This window comes from Pedococcus sp. P2_A3, from assembly GCF_056405035.1.
This window is the reverse complement of the sequence record NZ_JBFUCW010000015.1, coordinates 111,625-125,869: the sequence shown is the minus strand read 5'-3', so window position 1 is coordinate 125,869 and position 14,245 is coordinate 111,625. Positions and strand designations below refer to the sequence as shown.

Here is a 14,245-nt window from a genome sequence, read left to right as displayed (position 1 = left end):
CCGGCATCCACCGGGGCGACCACGGGGCCACCGCTGTCGAGTACGGCTTGATGGTCGGACTCATCGCGGTCGTGATCGTGGTCTCCGTGATTGCCTTCGGGCACAACGTGAGTGACCTCTACAACGTGCCGTCCAGCATCTTCAACCCGTAGGACGCGCCCGGTGGGCGCACCTCCACTCGTCTGACCTCAAGCAAGGGAATCACATCGTGGGACGCAGAATCGTTGCCATCTTCGCGGCCGCCGTCGTGGCACTGGTCGGCGTTGTCGCCGTGTTGATGTACGCCAAGGGGGCTGACGACCGCGCCATCGCCGCGCAGGACCCCACGTCCGTCTACGTGGTCAAGTCCGTCGTCCCCGCGGGCACCACGCTCAAGGACTCGGTGCAGAGCGGACTCATCATCAAGACCTCGGTCGCGGCCAAGGGCGTTCCGCTCGGCGCGCTGACCGGGGTGAACGGTTCGAACGGTGGGCTCTTCGCCCTCTCGGACATCCAGCCCGGCGAGTACGTGCTCAGCGACCGCTTCGGCACGAAGCCGGTCGGCCAGAAGGCCATCGACGTCCCGGCTGGTCAGGTCGCGGTCTCCATCGCCCTGGCTGACCCCGCGCGCGTCGGCACCTTCCTCACGCCCGGGTCCAAGGTCGTCCTGTTCGACACCTACACCCCGACCGAGACGGCCGCGAAGTCCGGCGCCGACACCACCAAGCTGAGCCAGCAGACCCGCGTCCTGCTCGACGACGTCCTGGTCATCGCCATGGGTGAGGCCTCCCTCACGCCGACGCAGGCGCCCGCCAACGGCGAGGACGCCGCGAGCGGCAGCGCCCCGGTGCGCGGCGCGCTCATGACCGTCGCAGTCTCCCCGGCCGACGCGACCCGCCTGGTGCACGGCATCCAGACCGGCAACCTCTACGCGGCGCTGCGTGGCACGGACCCGAAGATCGACCTCGGTAAGGTCATCTCCGAAGCCACCCTCTTCTCCGCCAAGTAGGAGTGCGCCATGACCCTCTTGTGGGACGCCGACCCCGGCGCCACCGAGCGCTACGACTTTGCCGTGGGATCCATCGTCCGGATCGACAACCAGGCCGCCATGGTGCGGGCGCTGGGGGAGAACCCGGCCGAGCTCCTGGTGCTCATCGGCCCTGAGGTCGACATGGATGCGGCCTGCACGTTCTCCGAGCTGTGCCGGGTCGAGCGCCCGGAGCTCGGAGTGATCCTCCTGCGCCGCCGGATCGACGTGGCAGTGCTGGGACAGGCCCTGCGCGCGGGCATCCGTGAGGTCGTCACGGCTGACGACGTCACCGGCCTGGCCGACGCGGCTCGCAGGAGCCGCGAGCTGTCCACGCGGGTCACCGGCCACGCCGGAGAGGTGGCCGCCGGGACCAAGACCGCCCGCGTCGTCACCGTCTTCTCCGCGAAGGGTGGCGTCGGCAAGACGACCTTCGCGACCAACCTGAGCGCCTACCTGGCCGCCACTGGTTCGCGGGTGCTCCTCATCGACCTCGACCTCGCCTTCGGCGACGTGGGCATCAGCCTCCAGATGCTGCCGCAGAACTCGATCATCGACCTGGTCAGCATGGCCGGCAACATCGACGAGCAGGCCATCAACGCCGTCGTCACCAAGCACGACAGCGGTCTGGAGGCGATCAGCGCGCCGGCCGAGCCGAGCGACGCCGACCGCGTGCCCGGCACCACCGTCGCCGAGCTGATCCGGGTGGCCAAGCGCCACTACGACTACGTCATCCTCGACACGCCTCCGGCCTTCACCTCCCACGTCCTGGCGGCGTTCGACGACAGCGACCTGCTGATCCTCATCGCCACCCTCGACATCCCCGCGGTGAAGAACCTCCGCCTGACGCTCGACACCCTCGACCTCCTCGGCAACCGCAAGGACTCGCGTCTCGTGGTGCTCAACCGCTCGGACGCGAAGGTCGGCCTGCGGCCCGAGGACGTCGTCGCCGCGATCAAGCAGGACATCGCCGTCATGGTGCCCAACAGCACCGCTGTGCCCGCCTCGGTCAACCGCGGCGTGCCGATCATCCTCGACGAGCCCAAGCACGCGGTGAGTGTGGCCCTGCGCGACCTCGCCGACCGCTTCATCCGCCTGCCCGACGGCCCCGCCGTGGGCACCGACGCCCCGGCTGCTGGCCAGGCGTCCCCCAAGACCAGCCGCTGGTCCCTGTCGCGTGGAGGTAACCGATGAGCCTGGCCGACCGGCTCGAGAGCGTCCGTCGCAGCCAGCAGACGACGACGGAGGCCGCCGCGTCCCCCGCCGCCAACGAGCGACCGCGTCTGGTCGACCCGTTCGCCACGGTGAAGGCCAGCGTCCACCAGGCCCTGCTCGACTCACTGGGCCCGCAGCTCTACGACCCGCACCTCGACCAGAACGAGCTCGAGCAGAAGGTGCGGCACACCCTCCAGGACGTCATCGACCACGAGGACACCCCGCTCTCGCTCGCGGACCGTACGCGCATCTCCCAGGAGGTCTCCGACGAGATCCTCGGTCACGGTCCGCTGGAGCCGCTGCTCCGCGACAGCGAGATCACCGAGATCATGGTCAACGGCCCCGACCAGATCTACGTCGAGCGCGCCGGCAAGCTCTACTCCGTCGAGACCCACTTCAGCTCGGACGCCCACCTGCGGCGCACCATCGACAAGATCGTGGGTCGCGTCGGCCGTCGCGTCGACGAGGCCAGTCCGCTCGTGGACGCTCGTCTGCCCGACGGCTCGCGTGTGAACGCGGTCATCCCGCCGATCGCCCTCGACGGGTCGCTGCTCACCATCCGTAAGTTCGCGACCGACCCGTTCACGGACAAGGACCTCATCGCCTTCGGCACCTTCACACCGCAGGTGCGCGACTTCCTGTCCGCCTGCGTCCGTGGCCGCCGCAACATCATCATCTCCGGTGGTACCGGTTCCGGTAAGACGACCCTGCTCAACGTGGTCTCGTCGTTCATCCCCGACGACGAGCGCATCGTCACCATCGAGGACGCCGCCGAGCTCCAGCTCCACCAGGACCACGTGCTGCGCCTCGAGTCCCGCCCCGCCAACATCGAGGGCCGTGGCGCCATCCCGATCCGTGAGCTCGTGAAGAACTCGCTGCGTATGCGCCCCGACCGCATCGTCGTCGGTGAGTGCCGTGACGGCGCCGCCCTCGACATGCTGCAGGCCATGAACACCGGTCACGACGGCTCGCTGACCACGGTGCACGCCAACAGCCCGCGCGACAGCCTCTCCCGCCTCGAGACCATGGTGCTCATGGCCGGTGTCGACCTGCCGGTGCGGGCCATCCGCGAGCAGGTGGCCGGCGCCGTCGACATGGTCATCCAGCAGGCCCGTATGAAGGACGGCTCGCGTCGCGTCATCGCGATCAGCGAGGTGATCGGCATGGAGGGCGAGATCATCACCATGCAGGACCTGTTCACCTTCGACTACAGCGCGGGGCGTGACGACCAGGGTCGCTTCAAGGGCGTGCTCAAGAGCAACGGTCTGCGCCCCAAGTTCGCGGACGACCTGAAGGACCAGGGCATCGACCTGCCGGCAGACCTCTTCATCAAGGCGTTCTGATCATGCGTGGTGCTCCGCGCGTCCTCCGGGCGCTCCTGACCGCAGGGGTGGTGGCCCTCGTGGCGGCCGCCCCGGCGGCGGCCGCCGACAGCCCGGCTGTCACGGTCACCGGCATCGAGGTGAAGTCCGACAACCTGATCGGGCTCATCTCCGCCTCGTCCGGCGCTGACATCGACCCGTCCCTCACCGTCACGGTGGCCGGGAAGGCCTACCCGGTCGACGCGATCACCAGCGGCCAGGGGTCGCCCGTGACCCGGACCGCCGTCATCGTGGTCGACACCAGCGGCTCGATGGGTGCCACGGGGATGGCCACGGTCCGCTCGTCGGTCGCCGCCTTCCTCAAGAGCGTCCCGGACGACGTGCGCATCGGTGTCGTGTCCTTCTCCGGCAAGGCCGTGCTCAACCTGGCGCCGACGGGCGACCAGGGCAAGGTGCAGACGGCCGTCAACGGCCTGACCGCCAAGGGGGAGACCGCGTTGTATGACGGCGTGAACCTCGCGGTGAAGACCCTCGGCACCAAGGGTGAGCGCAGCATCCTGCTCCTCAGCGATGGCGGTGACACCGCCAGCACGTCGACGCAGGCCGCGACGGTCGCCGCACTGAAGGCCGGCAAGGTGCGCGCGGAGGCGGTCTCCTTCAAGTCGACCGACAGCAACGTCGCGGTGCTCAGCAGCTTTGCCAAGGCGGGTGGCGGCACGGTCGTCTCCGCGGCCAACGCCGGCAGCGTCCAGAACGCCTTCACGACGGCCGCCAAGACCTTGGCGTCCCAGCTCAGCTTCTCGATGCCCCTGCCCGTGGGTGTCGGCGGGGCGCAGAACGTCAAGATCGCCGGCCTGTCCGGCGGGAAGCCGTTCTCGACGACGGCGCTCGTGGACTTCGGGGCCGGCGTGGCCGCCCCGACCAAGACGGCCTCGGACAAGTCCCCGATCGTGGGTCCCACCGAAGAGGTCGTCAAGGCGGCCTCGCCCACGGCGACCCTGCCCATCCTGGGTGTGTCTCCGACCCTGGGCCTGGCCATGGGTGCGGTCTTCCTGGCGCTGATGGTGCTGGTGATCGCGCTGGCGAGCTCGTCCTTCAAGTCCGGTCGTCGGACCCGCGTGGAGAACATCGACCGCTACGTCGCGGCAGGGAACGCCGCGCTCGGCAAGGCCAAGTCGCGTCCGAACGTGATGTCGGAGAACCTCGTGTTCCTCGGCGAGCGGATGATGGAGGGCCGCGAGTCCACCAGCAAGACGATGGCGCACATCCAGCGGGCCGACCTGCCCCTGCGTGCCGGGGAGTGGTGGGTGCTGCGCATCGTCGCAGTGGTCGCGACGGTCGCTGCCTCGATGGTCTTCTTCCGCGGTGGCCTCCTGGTCACCCTCGGTGCTGCCGTGGGCGGTCTGGTCGTGGGCATCTTCGGCCCCGCCTTCGTCCTCCGGTTCCTGTCCAACCGTCGTGGCAAGAAGTTCGACGGCCAGCTGCCCGACGTGCTGACCCTCGTGGCCAGCAGCCTGAGCACCGGGTTCTCGCTGCCGCAGGCCCTCGACGCCGTGGCCAAGGACTCCGCTGACCCGGCCGCCAAGGAGTTCTCCCGGGCGCTGGCCGAGACCCGCATCGGCTCGGACGTGGCCGACGCCCTCGAGCGCATGTCCGACCGCATGGACAGCGACAACATGCGCTGGACGTCGATGGCCATCAGGATCCAGCGAGAGGTCGGTGGAAACCTCGCCGAGACGCTGCGCACCACGGCCAAGACGCTGCGCGAGCGCGAGGAGCTCCGTCGGCACGTGCGGGCCCTCTCGGCGGAAGGCCGGCTCTCGGCCTACATCCTCGTGGCGCTCCCCGTCGGCATCTTCTTCTACACGATGAAGACGAACCGCTCCTACATCGAGCTCCTCTGGCTGCGCCCCATGGGCATCGCCATGATCGTCGCGGGTCTCATCTCGCTCGGAATCGGCATCTTCTGGATGCGCAAAGTCGTGGATGTGAAGGTCTGATGGGAACCATCCTGCTGGTCATCGCCCTCGTCGCGGTCGGTGGAGCGCTGCTCACCCTCGTGCTCGCCACCACCCTCGGCGCCGCCCAACCGACCGGCGTCGCGCGGTCGCTCGACCTCATCGAGCGCACCATCGACAAGCGCGAGGTGGGCAAGTCCGACCTGCCCGTCATGGAACGCATCGTCGCCCCGATGCTCAACCAGACCCGTGCCCTGGCCCAGCGGCTGTCGCCCACCGGGGCCAACGACCGCATCGTGCGCCGCCTCAACCTGGCCGGCAACCCCGGCTCTTGGACGGTCGAGCGGGTCATGGGCGCCAAGGGCATCGGCCTCCTGGTCGGCGCGGTGCTCGGCTTCCTGCTGGGCGGCCAGCTCAGCCTGCGCGGCCTGGTCATCTGTGCCGCGGCGGCTGCGGCGGGCTTCTTCCTCCCCGACCTGCTGCTGATGAACACCGGCCAGAAGCGTCAGGAAGAGCTCCAGCGCGGCCTCGCCGACGCCCTCGACATGCTCACCGTCTGTGTCGAGGCCGGTCAGGGCTTCGACGCGGCGCTGCTCCAGGTGGCCCGCGCCACCACCGGTCCCATCTCGGGTGAGTTCGCCCGTGTGCTGCAGGAGATCCAGATCGGCAAGTCCAGGGGCGATGCGTTCTCCTCGCTGGCGGCACGCACCACGGTGTCAGAGGCCAAGACCTTCGTCAGCGCCCTGGTCCAGGCCGACCGGCTCGGCCTCCCCATCGGCAACGTGCTGCGCGAGCAGTCCAACCAGATGCGTCTCGTCCGCCGTCAGCGGGCCGAGGAGAAGGCGATGAAGGTGCCGGTGAAGATCCTCTTCCCGATGCTCCTGTGCATCTTCCCGGCCCTGTTCATCGTCATCATCGGTCCCGGCGCCATCCGCATCGCCGACACCTTCGGCAACATGCACTGAGGCCATCAGGCCCGCACGACGAAGGACCCCGCCGCTCGGCGGGGTCCTTCGTCGTCGTGGTGAGCTCGTCGTGGTGGTGAGTTCGCGGCATACCGCGTCGTCGGCGGGCGGGTCCTCGGTATGCCGCGTCGTCGGCGGGCGGGTCCTCGGTATGCCGCGTGGCCCCGGTCAGTGCCGGGCGTGGCCCACGGACTCGGCCTTGACCAGCCCGAGGCGCAGGGCCGACATCACCGCGGACGCGCGGTTGTGGGCGCCGAGCTTCTCGTAGACCTTCGAGACGTGGGTCTTGACGGTCGACTCGCTCATGTACAGCTTCTTGGCGACCGCGGCGATCGAATCGCCGGCGACCAGGCGGTCGAGCACCTCGGCCTCGCGGGGGGTGAGGCGGGGCTTGTCGCTGGAGTCGCGACGGCGCAGCGCCTCGGCGAGCCCGGTCGCCATGAACGCGTCGGGTGCCACGGCGGCCCGACGGACCGCGGCGATGACCTCGTCGGAGGGCGCGGACTTGAGGACCAGGGCCGACGCGCCCAGGTCGAGCGCCTCGAGCAGGGTCTCATCGTCGTTGTGCATGGTCAGGACGACGATGCCGAGCCGGGGCGACGCCTCGCGTGCGGCGCGGGCCAGCACGAGGCCGGAGCCGTCGGGCATCGACACGTCGACGACGAGGACGTGGATGAGGCTCTGGGCGAGGACGGTTCGGCCTTCGGCGATGCCACCGGCCTGACCCACCACGGCGAGGTCGGGCTCGCTGTCGATCATGCGGCAGACGGCTTCGCGGACGAGGGTGTGGTCGTCGATCACCACGACGTTGATGGTCATGAGGGTTGGGGGATCCTTTCGTTGGACAGCGTTGCGGAGGGGGCTGCGCCACGGGCCCGCATTCGCATGCGGAGGGCGACGCCTTCAACGCCGAAGGGTTCGATGGAGATCTCCCCGCCGAGGCTGAGCAGGGGGTGGTCGCCGAAGTCGCGTTCGGTGAGGGTGCTGGTGCCGTCGTGGGCCATCCACAGCTCCACCCGGGGGGCCGCGACGTTGAGGCGGACCTCGACCGTCTTGGCGTTCAGGGAGTGCCGTGCGTCGGCCAGCATCCGCAGGAACAGCCGGTAGATGAGGACCTCGGTGTGGGCCGGCAGCCGGAACCCGGTCTCGCTGAGGTGCATGCGGGTGGTCACTCCGGACGACGAGCCGAAGTTCTGCAGCCGGGCCCCGATCATGGCGCCGAGCCCGGTGTCGGGGCGCACGGCGATCCGCAGGTCGGCGATGTGCAGCCGCAGGTCGCCCAGCACGCGGGACACGTCCACGCGGAGGGCGTCGAGCTCGTCGGCGATGGGGGAGTCGAGGCCCCGCGCCTTGCGGCGGACGGCGTCGATCCCGAAGCCCAGCGCGACCATCTCCTGGGCGATGCCGTCGTGCATCTCGCGGGCCAGCCGCTCGCGCTCCTCCAGGCCGGCCCGCTCACGCAGGCCGGCGAAGAGAACGGAGAGGTCGATGTTGGCGGCATGCCGGTCGGCCACGCCCTGGGCCGCGATGAGGTCCTCCTCGCGGAACGGCGTGACGAGGGGCCGGTCGGCGACCAGGAGGCCGAGGCGGTCGCCCTTGTCGTCGTTGAGCGGCACGACGATCACCGAGCGAGCGACGAGGTCGTCCTTCCACTCCGCGAGGGTCGCCTCGCCCCGGCGCCAGGTCCACGCCAGGACGGAGTCCTTCTCCATGGGGTCGGGCCAGGGGGTGCGGTCGGCGCCGCGGATGGCGAGCGGCACAGCGGGGTCGTCGCCGTAGCCGACGAGGATCGCGCTGCGCGCCGAGCGCATCTGGTTGCTGAGGTCCTGGAGCGCCATCTCGGCGGACCCGGGTGCGTCGAAGCCGGTGTCGAGGGTGTCGGCGAGCTCGTGGAGGCGGCGCAGCAGCAGGCTCGCCTCGGCGGCCACGTTGGCGTCGGGCAGCACCTCCTCGGGCTCGAGCTCGCGGGACCACGCCCCGAGCAGCCCGAAGAGCACGGCCAACAGCGAGGCCAGCGTGATGAGCTGGGACTCAGGGGGCGTCAGCCGGTCGAGCCACCACGCGGTGGAGAGCCCGACGACCAGGCCGACGAGCGGGGCCGAGAACGCGCCGGTCCGGGCGAACCGGGTGCCTGCGTGGTAGGCCGGGATGAGGATGAGCAGCTTGGACCACGAGCCCTCGCTGCCCATGCCGATCCCCGCGGAGACGGCGCCGACGGTGAGCAGGGCGATGAGCTGGGTGTGGCGGAACGCGCCCTGGATGACGGTGAGGTAGGCCAGGCTGGCCGCCGCAAGGTCGAGGGTGACGACGAGCAGGATCCACGGGAGCGCCGTGACGAGGCTCTTGTCGATGTAGGCGAACATCGCCGCCACGAGGGCCATCGACAGCCGGAGGCGGGTGGACACGGCAAGGTGGGGCAGCCAACGCATACACGCCTCCCGTCTCACGTCCCCGGCGCCCAGCAGTTGTCCACAGGCCGTGCCCCAGACTAGTCGTGTCCACACGCTTGTGCTGCCCAATCCCCCGCAACACTCCAGTGGGCTCACGATGTGGCCCATGTCGCCTCCGCCCCCGTGGTCCGGCCCGGTCGGCGCGCGGGGCGCCGTGGCTGCCCTCGCCGACCTCGCGCTCCCGGTCGGCTGCGCCGCGTGCGGTCGCCCGGACCACCTCGTGTGCCCCGCCTGTCGGGCCGAGATCGGCGCCTCGCTGTGGCCCCTGGGGCCCTCCTCCGTGCGTCCACAGCCCGCGCCGGCGCAGCTCCCGCCGGTGCACAGCTGCGCCCCGTATGCCGGGGCGCTGGCTGCCGTCGTCGCCGCCTACAAGGACGACGGGCGACGGGACTGCGCCGACCTCCTCGGTGGCCTGCTGGCGCGCTCGCTCGACGCGGCTCTGGCCGGGTGTCCCCAGCTCGTCGGCCTCCTGCGGCGCGGTGACGGACCGGTGCTCGTCGTGCCGGTCCCCTCCTCGGCGGCGGCCCGTCGCAGCAGGGGGGACGCCCCCTTGGTGGCCCTCGTGGACCGTGCCCTCGACGGTTTCGGCCCGACCGAGGCGCTGCTCGCGGACGCCCTCGAGCCGCGCCGCCGGGTGGCCGACCAGGTGGGGCTGGGAGCCCGCGAGCGGGTCGTCAACCTCGAGCACGCGCTCGCCGTGCGGCCGCGCTGGGACCCCGTGGTGGAGGGCGCGTCCTGCGTCGTGGTGGACGACGTGCTGACCACTGGCGCGACCCTCGTCGAGGCCGCGCGAGCGCTGCGGGCGGGGGGCGCGGCTGTCGTGGTGGCGGCCACGATCTGCGCCACGCAGCGGCGGTCGAGGGGGCCGCACCCGCCGCGGTGACCACGGCGTGAGACGGCCATGGGGCCGCGCGGGACCCGCTCGCCCGGGGGCGAGCGCGCGCACAGCTGGCGTCCAGCAGACTCTGGGTGAACGCAGGACCAAGTCCCTGTGTCGCAAACCTCCGGCGTGGTCTACCGTCGGTACATGGCCCCCCTGGCCCCCGTGCACGTCACGCGAACAGGGCGCCTCGGACGCGGTCCGAAAGGCGCTCTGCGGCAGGGAGCGGAGCCGCACGACCCGCCCAACACCGGGTGCTTCCGCACACCCACTCGGAGGTGCTGCCGCGGCTGACCCCCGGGCTGCGCAGCCCGACCCACACTCCCGCCGAACCCATGGAGGAACACCGTGGAGATTGTCGTCACCGGACGCCACATGCAGGTCTCAGACCGATTCCGTGACCACCTCGACGAAAAGCTCGCCAAGATCCCGCAGCTCGCCCCCCGGGTGCAGCGCGTGGATGTCATCGTGAGCCATGAGCCCAACAAACGACAGGCCAAGGCCTGCGAACGGGTCGAGATCACCTGTCACGTGAAGGGCCCCATCGTGCGGGCCGAGGCATGCCTTGACGACAAGTACGCGGCGCTCGACCTGGCGCTGGACAAGCTCATGGAGCGGTTGAGGCGGGCCCAGGACCGCAGGCGGGTGCACCGCGGCCGGCACGCACCCGAGTCGGTGGCCGCTGCCACCGCGCGGATCCAGGAGCCGGGCGAGCTGTCGGGCGAGGACCACGTGCACGACGGTGTCGACGGCGACGGCGACCGGTTCGGCGCGCAGGGCAACTCGCCGGTCGAGATCCGCGAGAAGATCCACGCGACCGTGCCCATGGCGCTCGACCAGGCGGTCCGCGAGATGGAGCTCGTCGGCCACGACTTCTACCTCTACCACGACGAGGACACCGGTCAGCCGAGCGTCGTCTACCGCCGTCGCGGGTGGTCCTACGGCGTGATCCACCTGGACGTCACCGAGGACGACGGAGCGCAGCGCAAGGTCTCCTGACCTGCGACGACGACGACACCGGGCGGGCCCAGCAGGGCGTTTCGTCCGGTGTCGTCGCCGTCCCGTGACAGTATGTGCACGTGTCGAATGGGGCTGGTGGAATGGGCAGCGGTGCCGACCCGATCAGGGTCGTCATCGCGGACGACCACGTCCTCTACCGCCGCGGCCTCCAGATGGTCGTCTCGCAGGACGACGACATCGAGATCGTCGGCGAGGCCGGTGACGGCAAGGAAGCCGTCGACCGCACCGTGGAGCTGCTCCCCGACGTCGTCCTGATGGACGTGCGGATGCCCCACACCTCGGGCATCCAGGCCTGCCAGACCATCAAGGCCCTCGTGCCGTCGACCAAGATCATCATGCTGACGATGTCCGACGAGGAGTCCGACCTCTACGAAGCGGTCAAGGCGGGGGCGAACGGCTACCTCCTCAAGGACGTGCCGGGCGAGGAGATCGCCGACGGCGTGCGCGCCGTCTTCAACGGCGACTCGCTGCTGTCGCCCTCGATGGCCTCCAAGCTGCTGGCGGAGTTCGCGCACATGAGCAAGCGCCAGGGCGAGCGGCCCACCGGAGTGGGCGCCCCGCGGCTGACCGACCGTGAGCTCGAGGTGCTGCGGCTCGTGGCCCGCGGGCTGGCCAACAAGGAGATCGCCCACCAGCTCTTCATCTCCGAGAACACCGTCAAGAACCACGTGCGCAACATCCTCGAGAAGCTCCAGCTGCACTCGCGGATGGAGGCGGCCATGTATGCCGTTCGCGAGAACCTCCTCGAACCCGGCGAGTGACCTGCGACCAGGTGTGACCAGCGACCCGGTGCGGTTGACGCGAGCCCAGGCGCGACGCATTGCGTTGGCAGCACAGGGCTTCGCCGAGCCCCGGCCTGCCCCCGGCACGGTCACGATGCGCCACCTCCAGCGCGTCATCGACCGGGTGCAGATCATCCAGATCGACAGCGTCAACGTCCTCACGCGGAGCCAGTACCTGCCGTTCTTCTCGCGGCTCGGCCCCTACGACACGGCGCTCCTCGACCGCGCCCGCGACCGAGCGCCGCGACGGCTGGTGGAGTACTGGGCCCACGAGGCGAGCCTGATCCCGCCGACGACCTGGCCGTTGCTCGACTTCCGCATGCAGCGCGCCCTGCACGACTCCTGGGGCGGGATGCAGCGGGTCGCCCGCGAGCACCCCGAGCTGGTCTCGGCGGTCCTGGCCGAGGTCACGGCGCGCGGACCGATCACGTCGCGGGGCCTCGAGGCCGCGCTCGAGCACGACCTCCCACGCCAGCGCGACGAGTGGGGCTGGAACTGGTCGCTGGTCAAGAGCGCCGTCGAGCACCTGTTCTGGGCGGGCCAGATCAGCAGCGCCGGTCGCACCAGCCAGTTCGAGCGACGGTATGCCGCGCTGGAGCGGGTGCTGCCCGGTCACCTCGCCGCCGCGGTGGCCGACCCGGCAGCCCGGCCGCCGCATGACGTCGCCTTCCGCGAGCTCATGCTGATCGCGGCCCGGGCCCACGGGGTCGGGACCGAACAGTGCCTGCGCGACTACTTCCGCCTCAAGCCCGAGCAGGCCCGGCCGGCCCTCGAGTCCCTGGTGGCCGAGGGTGCGCTCGTGCCGGCGACGATCGAGGGGTGGAAGCGCCCGGCCTACCTGCACCCGGAGGCCCGCCGGCCGCGCAGGGTGCACGCGCAGGCCCTCCTCAGCCCGTTCGACTCGCTGATCTGGCAGCGCGACCGCACTGCCGCGATCTTCGGCATGGACTTCCGGCTCGAGATCTACGTGCCGGCGCCACTTCGGGTGCACGGCTACTACGTCCTGCCGTTCCTGTTCGGCGACGCCCTCGTGGCGCGCTGTGACCTCAAGGCCGACCGCGCCGACGGTGTGCTGCGGGTGCAGGCCGTGCACTGGGAGGTGGGCGCCCCGGCCGAGGCCCGACCGGCTCTCGACGACGAGCTGGCGCTGATGGCCGGCTGGCTCGGTCTGGCAGGAGTCGCCTGACCCGGGTGGTGCTCGTGGCGGGATCCGGGCGGGGGTTGTCCGGAATGCGGTGTCGGCAGTCCTCGACTGGCAGATAGCATGCGGCAGTGACAATTCCCGCCAGCTCCGCCGACACCGTGGCGACGAGCCACCCCCGCCCCGGCCGCATCCACCGGGCCTGGTGGGTGGCAGCCGTGATCCTGGGTGCCCTGGTTGCCGCAGCGGGTTTCCGGTCGTCCACCGGTGCCCTGCTCGAGCCGCTCGAGTCCGAGTTCGGCTGGTCGCGCGCCACCACCTCGGGTGCGGTGACGGCCAACCTGGTGGTCTACGGGCTGACCGCGCCGTTCGCCGCGGCGCTGATGGAACGGTTCGGGCTGCGGAGGGTGGTCTGCCTCGCCCTCGTCCTGGTGGCCCTCGGCAGCGGGCTCACGACAGTGATGACGGCACCGTGGCAGCTGTGGCTGCTGTGGGGCCTGTTCGTGGGGGTCGGGGCCGGGGCGATGGCGCTCGTGCTGGGCGCCGTCGTCGCGAACCGGTGGTTCGTCGAGTCGCGACGCGGCCTGGTCACCGGGGTGTTCTCCGCAGCGGGTGCCGCCGGTCAGCTCGTCTTCCTCCCGGGCATCGCAGCCCTGGCCACCGGACCGGGCTGGCGGTGGTCGGCGCTCGTCGTCACCGGCGCGGCCCTGCTGCTCGTGCCGCTCGTGCTCCTCGTCGTCCGCGACCGGCCGGCCGACCTCGGCCTGCGGCCGCTCGGCGCGCACCACGGTGAGGCCCTCGACGAGCCGGCCACGCGGCATACCGGGTCGCAGGTGGGGCCGGCCCGGCTGGCCGTCCGGACGCTGCGCGAGAGCGCGCGGTCGCGGACGTTCTGGATCCTCGTCGGCACCTTCTGGATCTGCGGGTGGTCGACGAACGGGCTGATCGGCACCCACTTCATCCCCGCGGCCCACGACCACGGCATGCCCGAGACCACGGCGGCCGGGCTGCTCGCGCTGATCGGTGTCTTCGACCTCGTCGGCACGATCGCCTCGGGCTGGCTCACCGACAAGGTGGACCCGCGGCTGCTGCTCTGCGGCTACTACGGGTTTCGCGGGCTCTCGCTGCTCTTCGTGCCGGCGCTGCTCGGCCCCGACATCCACCCGAACCTGTTCATCTTCATCATCTTCTATGGCCTCGACTGGGTGGCCACCGTGCCTCCGACGATCGCCCTGTGCCGCAGGCACTTCGGCGTCGCCCGCTCGGGGGTCGTCTTCGGCTGGGTCTTTGCGTCCCACATGGTCGGGGCCGGCGTCGCGGCCAGCTATGCCGGCTGGGTCCGCCAGAGCACCGGCGACTACTTCACCGCGTGGCTGACGGCCGGTGGCCTGTGCCTCTTCGCCGCGCTCGCCTGCCTGGCCATCGCCAGGTCGCCCGAGCGGGGGTCGTGGAGCGCGGAGGGCGAGAACGCCGAGGTGGGGGCGGTCGCCTGACCGGCTGGCAGCC

13 protein-coding genes are annotated in these 14,245 nt (G+C 70.8%); 11 read left to right on the top strand and 2 right to left on the bottom strand.

What is annotated here, in order from left to right; genetic code table 11:
* The first annotated feature begins 5 nt into the window (after positions 1–5).
* The 6 genes from AC1DX8_RS13370 to AC1DX8_RS13345 are packed head-to-tail and all read left to right on the top strand — an operon-like array spanning position 6 to position 6,466.
* Complete coding sequence (locus AC1DX8_RS13370) at positions 6–152, top strand: Flp family type IVb pilin (RefSeq protein ID WP_477630417.1); 147 nt, start codon at positions 6–8, stop codon at positions 150–152.
* A gap of 56 nt (positions 153–208) precedes the next feature.
* A complete protein-coding gene (locus AC1DX8_RS13365; RefSeq protein WP_477630409.1) occupies positions 209–988 on the top strand; it encodes an RcpC/CpaB family pilus assembly protein in 780 nt (259 codons plus the stop codon).
* 9 nt (positions 989–997) lie between these two features.
* Complete coding sequence (locus tag AC1DX8_RS13360; RefSeq protein ID WP_477630408.1) at positions 998–2,200, top strand: CpaE/TadZ family protein; 1,203 nt, start codon at positions 998–1,000, stop codon at positions 2,198–2,200.
* Positions 2,197–3,564, top strand: coding sequence for a CpaF family protein (locus AC1DX8_RS13355; RefSeq protein ID WP_477630407.1), 1,368 nt, complete (start codon positions 2,197–2,199; stop codon positions 3,562–3,564). Before AC1DX8_RS13360 ends, AC1DX8_RS13355 begins: the two co-directional genes overlap by 4 nt.
* Before the next feature lie 2 nt (positions 3,565–3,566).
* Positions 3,567–5,543 carry a type II secretion system F family protein gene (locus tag AC1DX8_RS13350; RefSeq protein WP_477630406.1) on the top strand — a complete coding sequence of 659 codons (1,977 nt, stop codon included), beginning with the start codon at positions 3,567–3,569 and terminating at the stop codon, positions 5,541–5,543.
* Entirely contained in the window at positions 5,543–6,466 is a 924-nt protein-coding gene (locus AC1DX8_RS13345) for a type II secretion system F family protein (protein ID WP_477630405.1), read from the top strand. The genes AC1DX8_RS13350 and AC1DX8_RS13345 overlap by 1 nt, the downstream gene beginning before the upstream one ends.
* A 168-nt stretch (positions 6,467–6,634) precedes the next feature.
* Here the strand turns inward: AC1DX8_RS13345 and AC1DX8_RS13340 are convergent, their stop codons facing one another.
* Together AC1DX8_RS13340 and AC1DX8_RS13335 are read right to left on the bottom strand one after the other, a co-directional pair.
* Positions 6,635–7,285, bottom strand: a complete 651-nt coding sequence (locus AC1DX8_RS13340) for a response regulator transcription factor (RefSeq protein ID WP_344139102.1) — start codon at positions 7,283–7,285, stop codon at positions 6,635–6,637.
* Positions 7,282–8,871 carry a sensor histidine kinase gene (locus AC1DX8_RS13335; RefSeq protein WP_477630404.1) on the bottom strand — a complete coding sequence of 530 codons (1,590 nt, stop codon included), beginning with the start codon at positions 8,869–8,871 and terminating at the stop codon, positions 7,282–7,284. Before AC1DX8_RS13335 ends, AC1DX8_RS13340 begins: the two co-directional genes overlap by 4 nt.
* Before the next feature lie 151 nt (positions 8,872–9,022).
* Here AC1DX8_RS13335 and AC1DX8_RS13330 point away from each other — a divergent pair, with 151 nt between their 5' ends.
* From AC1DX8_RS13330 to AC1DX8_RS13310, 5 genes are all read left to right on the top strand, one after another.
* Positions 9,023–9,799, top strand: coding sequence for a ComF family protein (locus tag AC1DX8_RS13330; protein ID WP_477630403.1), 777 nt, complete (start codon positions 9,023–9,025; stop codon positions 9,797–9,799).
* Positions 9,800–10,144: 345 nt separating this feature from the next.
* Entirely contained in the window at positions 10,145–10,795 is a 651-nt protein-coding gene (gene hpf, locus AC1DX8_RS13325; RefSeq protein WP_477630402.1) for a ribosome hibernation-promoting factor, HPF/YfiA family, read from the top strand.
* 101 nt (positions 10,796–10,896) lie between these two features.
* Entirely contained in the window at positions 10,897–11,577 is a 681-nt protein-coding gene (locus tag AC1DX8_RS13320; protein WP_477630401.1) for a response regulator, read from the top strand.
* Positions 11,540–12,784: a winged helix-turn-helix domain-containing protein gene (locus AC1DX8_RS13315; RefSeq protein ID WP_477630400.1), complete on the top strand. Its 1,245-nt coding sequence runs from the start codon at positions 11,540–11,542 to the stop codon at positions 12,782–12,784. The genes AC1DX8_RS13320 and AC1DX8_RS13315 overlap by 38 nt, the downstream gene beginning before the upstream one ends.
* A gap of 86 nt (positions 12,785–12,870) precedes the next feature.
* On the top strand, positions 12,871–14,232 hold the full coding sequence (locus tag AC1DX8_RS13310) for an MFS transporter (protein WP_477630399.1): 1,362 nt from the start codon (positions 12,871–12,873) through the stop codon (positions 14,230–14,232).
* Positions 14,233–14,245: the final 13 nt, after the last annotated feature.

Bases quoted from the DNA above. Each gene is read 5' to 3' on its own strand.
- AC1DX8_RS13360 (WP_477630408.1), top strand. From the start codon at position 998: ATGACCCTCTTGTGGGACGCCGACCCCGGCGCCACCGAGCGCTACGAC.
- AC1DX8_RS13355 (WP_477630407.1), top strand. From the start codon at position 2,197: ATGAGCCTGGCCGACCGGCTCGAGAGCGTCCGTCGCAGCCAGCAGACG.
- AC1DX8_RS13350 (WP_477630406.1), top strand. From the start codon at position 3,567: ATGCGTGGTGCTCCGCGCGTCCTCCGGGCGCTCCTGACCGCAGGGGTG.
- AC1DX8_RS13345 (WP_477630405.1), top strand. From the start codon at position 5,543: ATGGGAACCATCCTGCTGGTCATCGCCCTCGTCGCGGTCGGTGGAGCG.
- AC1DX8_RS13340 (WP_344139102.1), bottom strand. From the start codon at position 7,285: ATGACCATCAACGTCGTGGTGATCGACGACCACACCCTCGTCCGCGAA.
- AC1DX8_RS13330 (WP_477630403.1), top strand. From the start codon at position 9,023: ATGTCGCCTCCGCCCCCGTGGTCCGGCCCGGTCGGCGCGCGGGGCGCC.
- AC1DX8_RS13320 (WP_477630401.1), top strand. From the start codon at position 10,897: ATGGGCAGCGGTGCCGACCCGATCAGGGTCGTCATCGCGGACGACCAC.
- AC1DX8_RS13315 (WP_477630400.1), top strand. From the start codon at position 11,540: ATGCCGTTCGCGAGAACCTCCTCGAACCCGGCGAGTGACCTGCGACCA.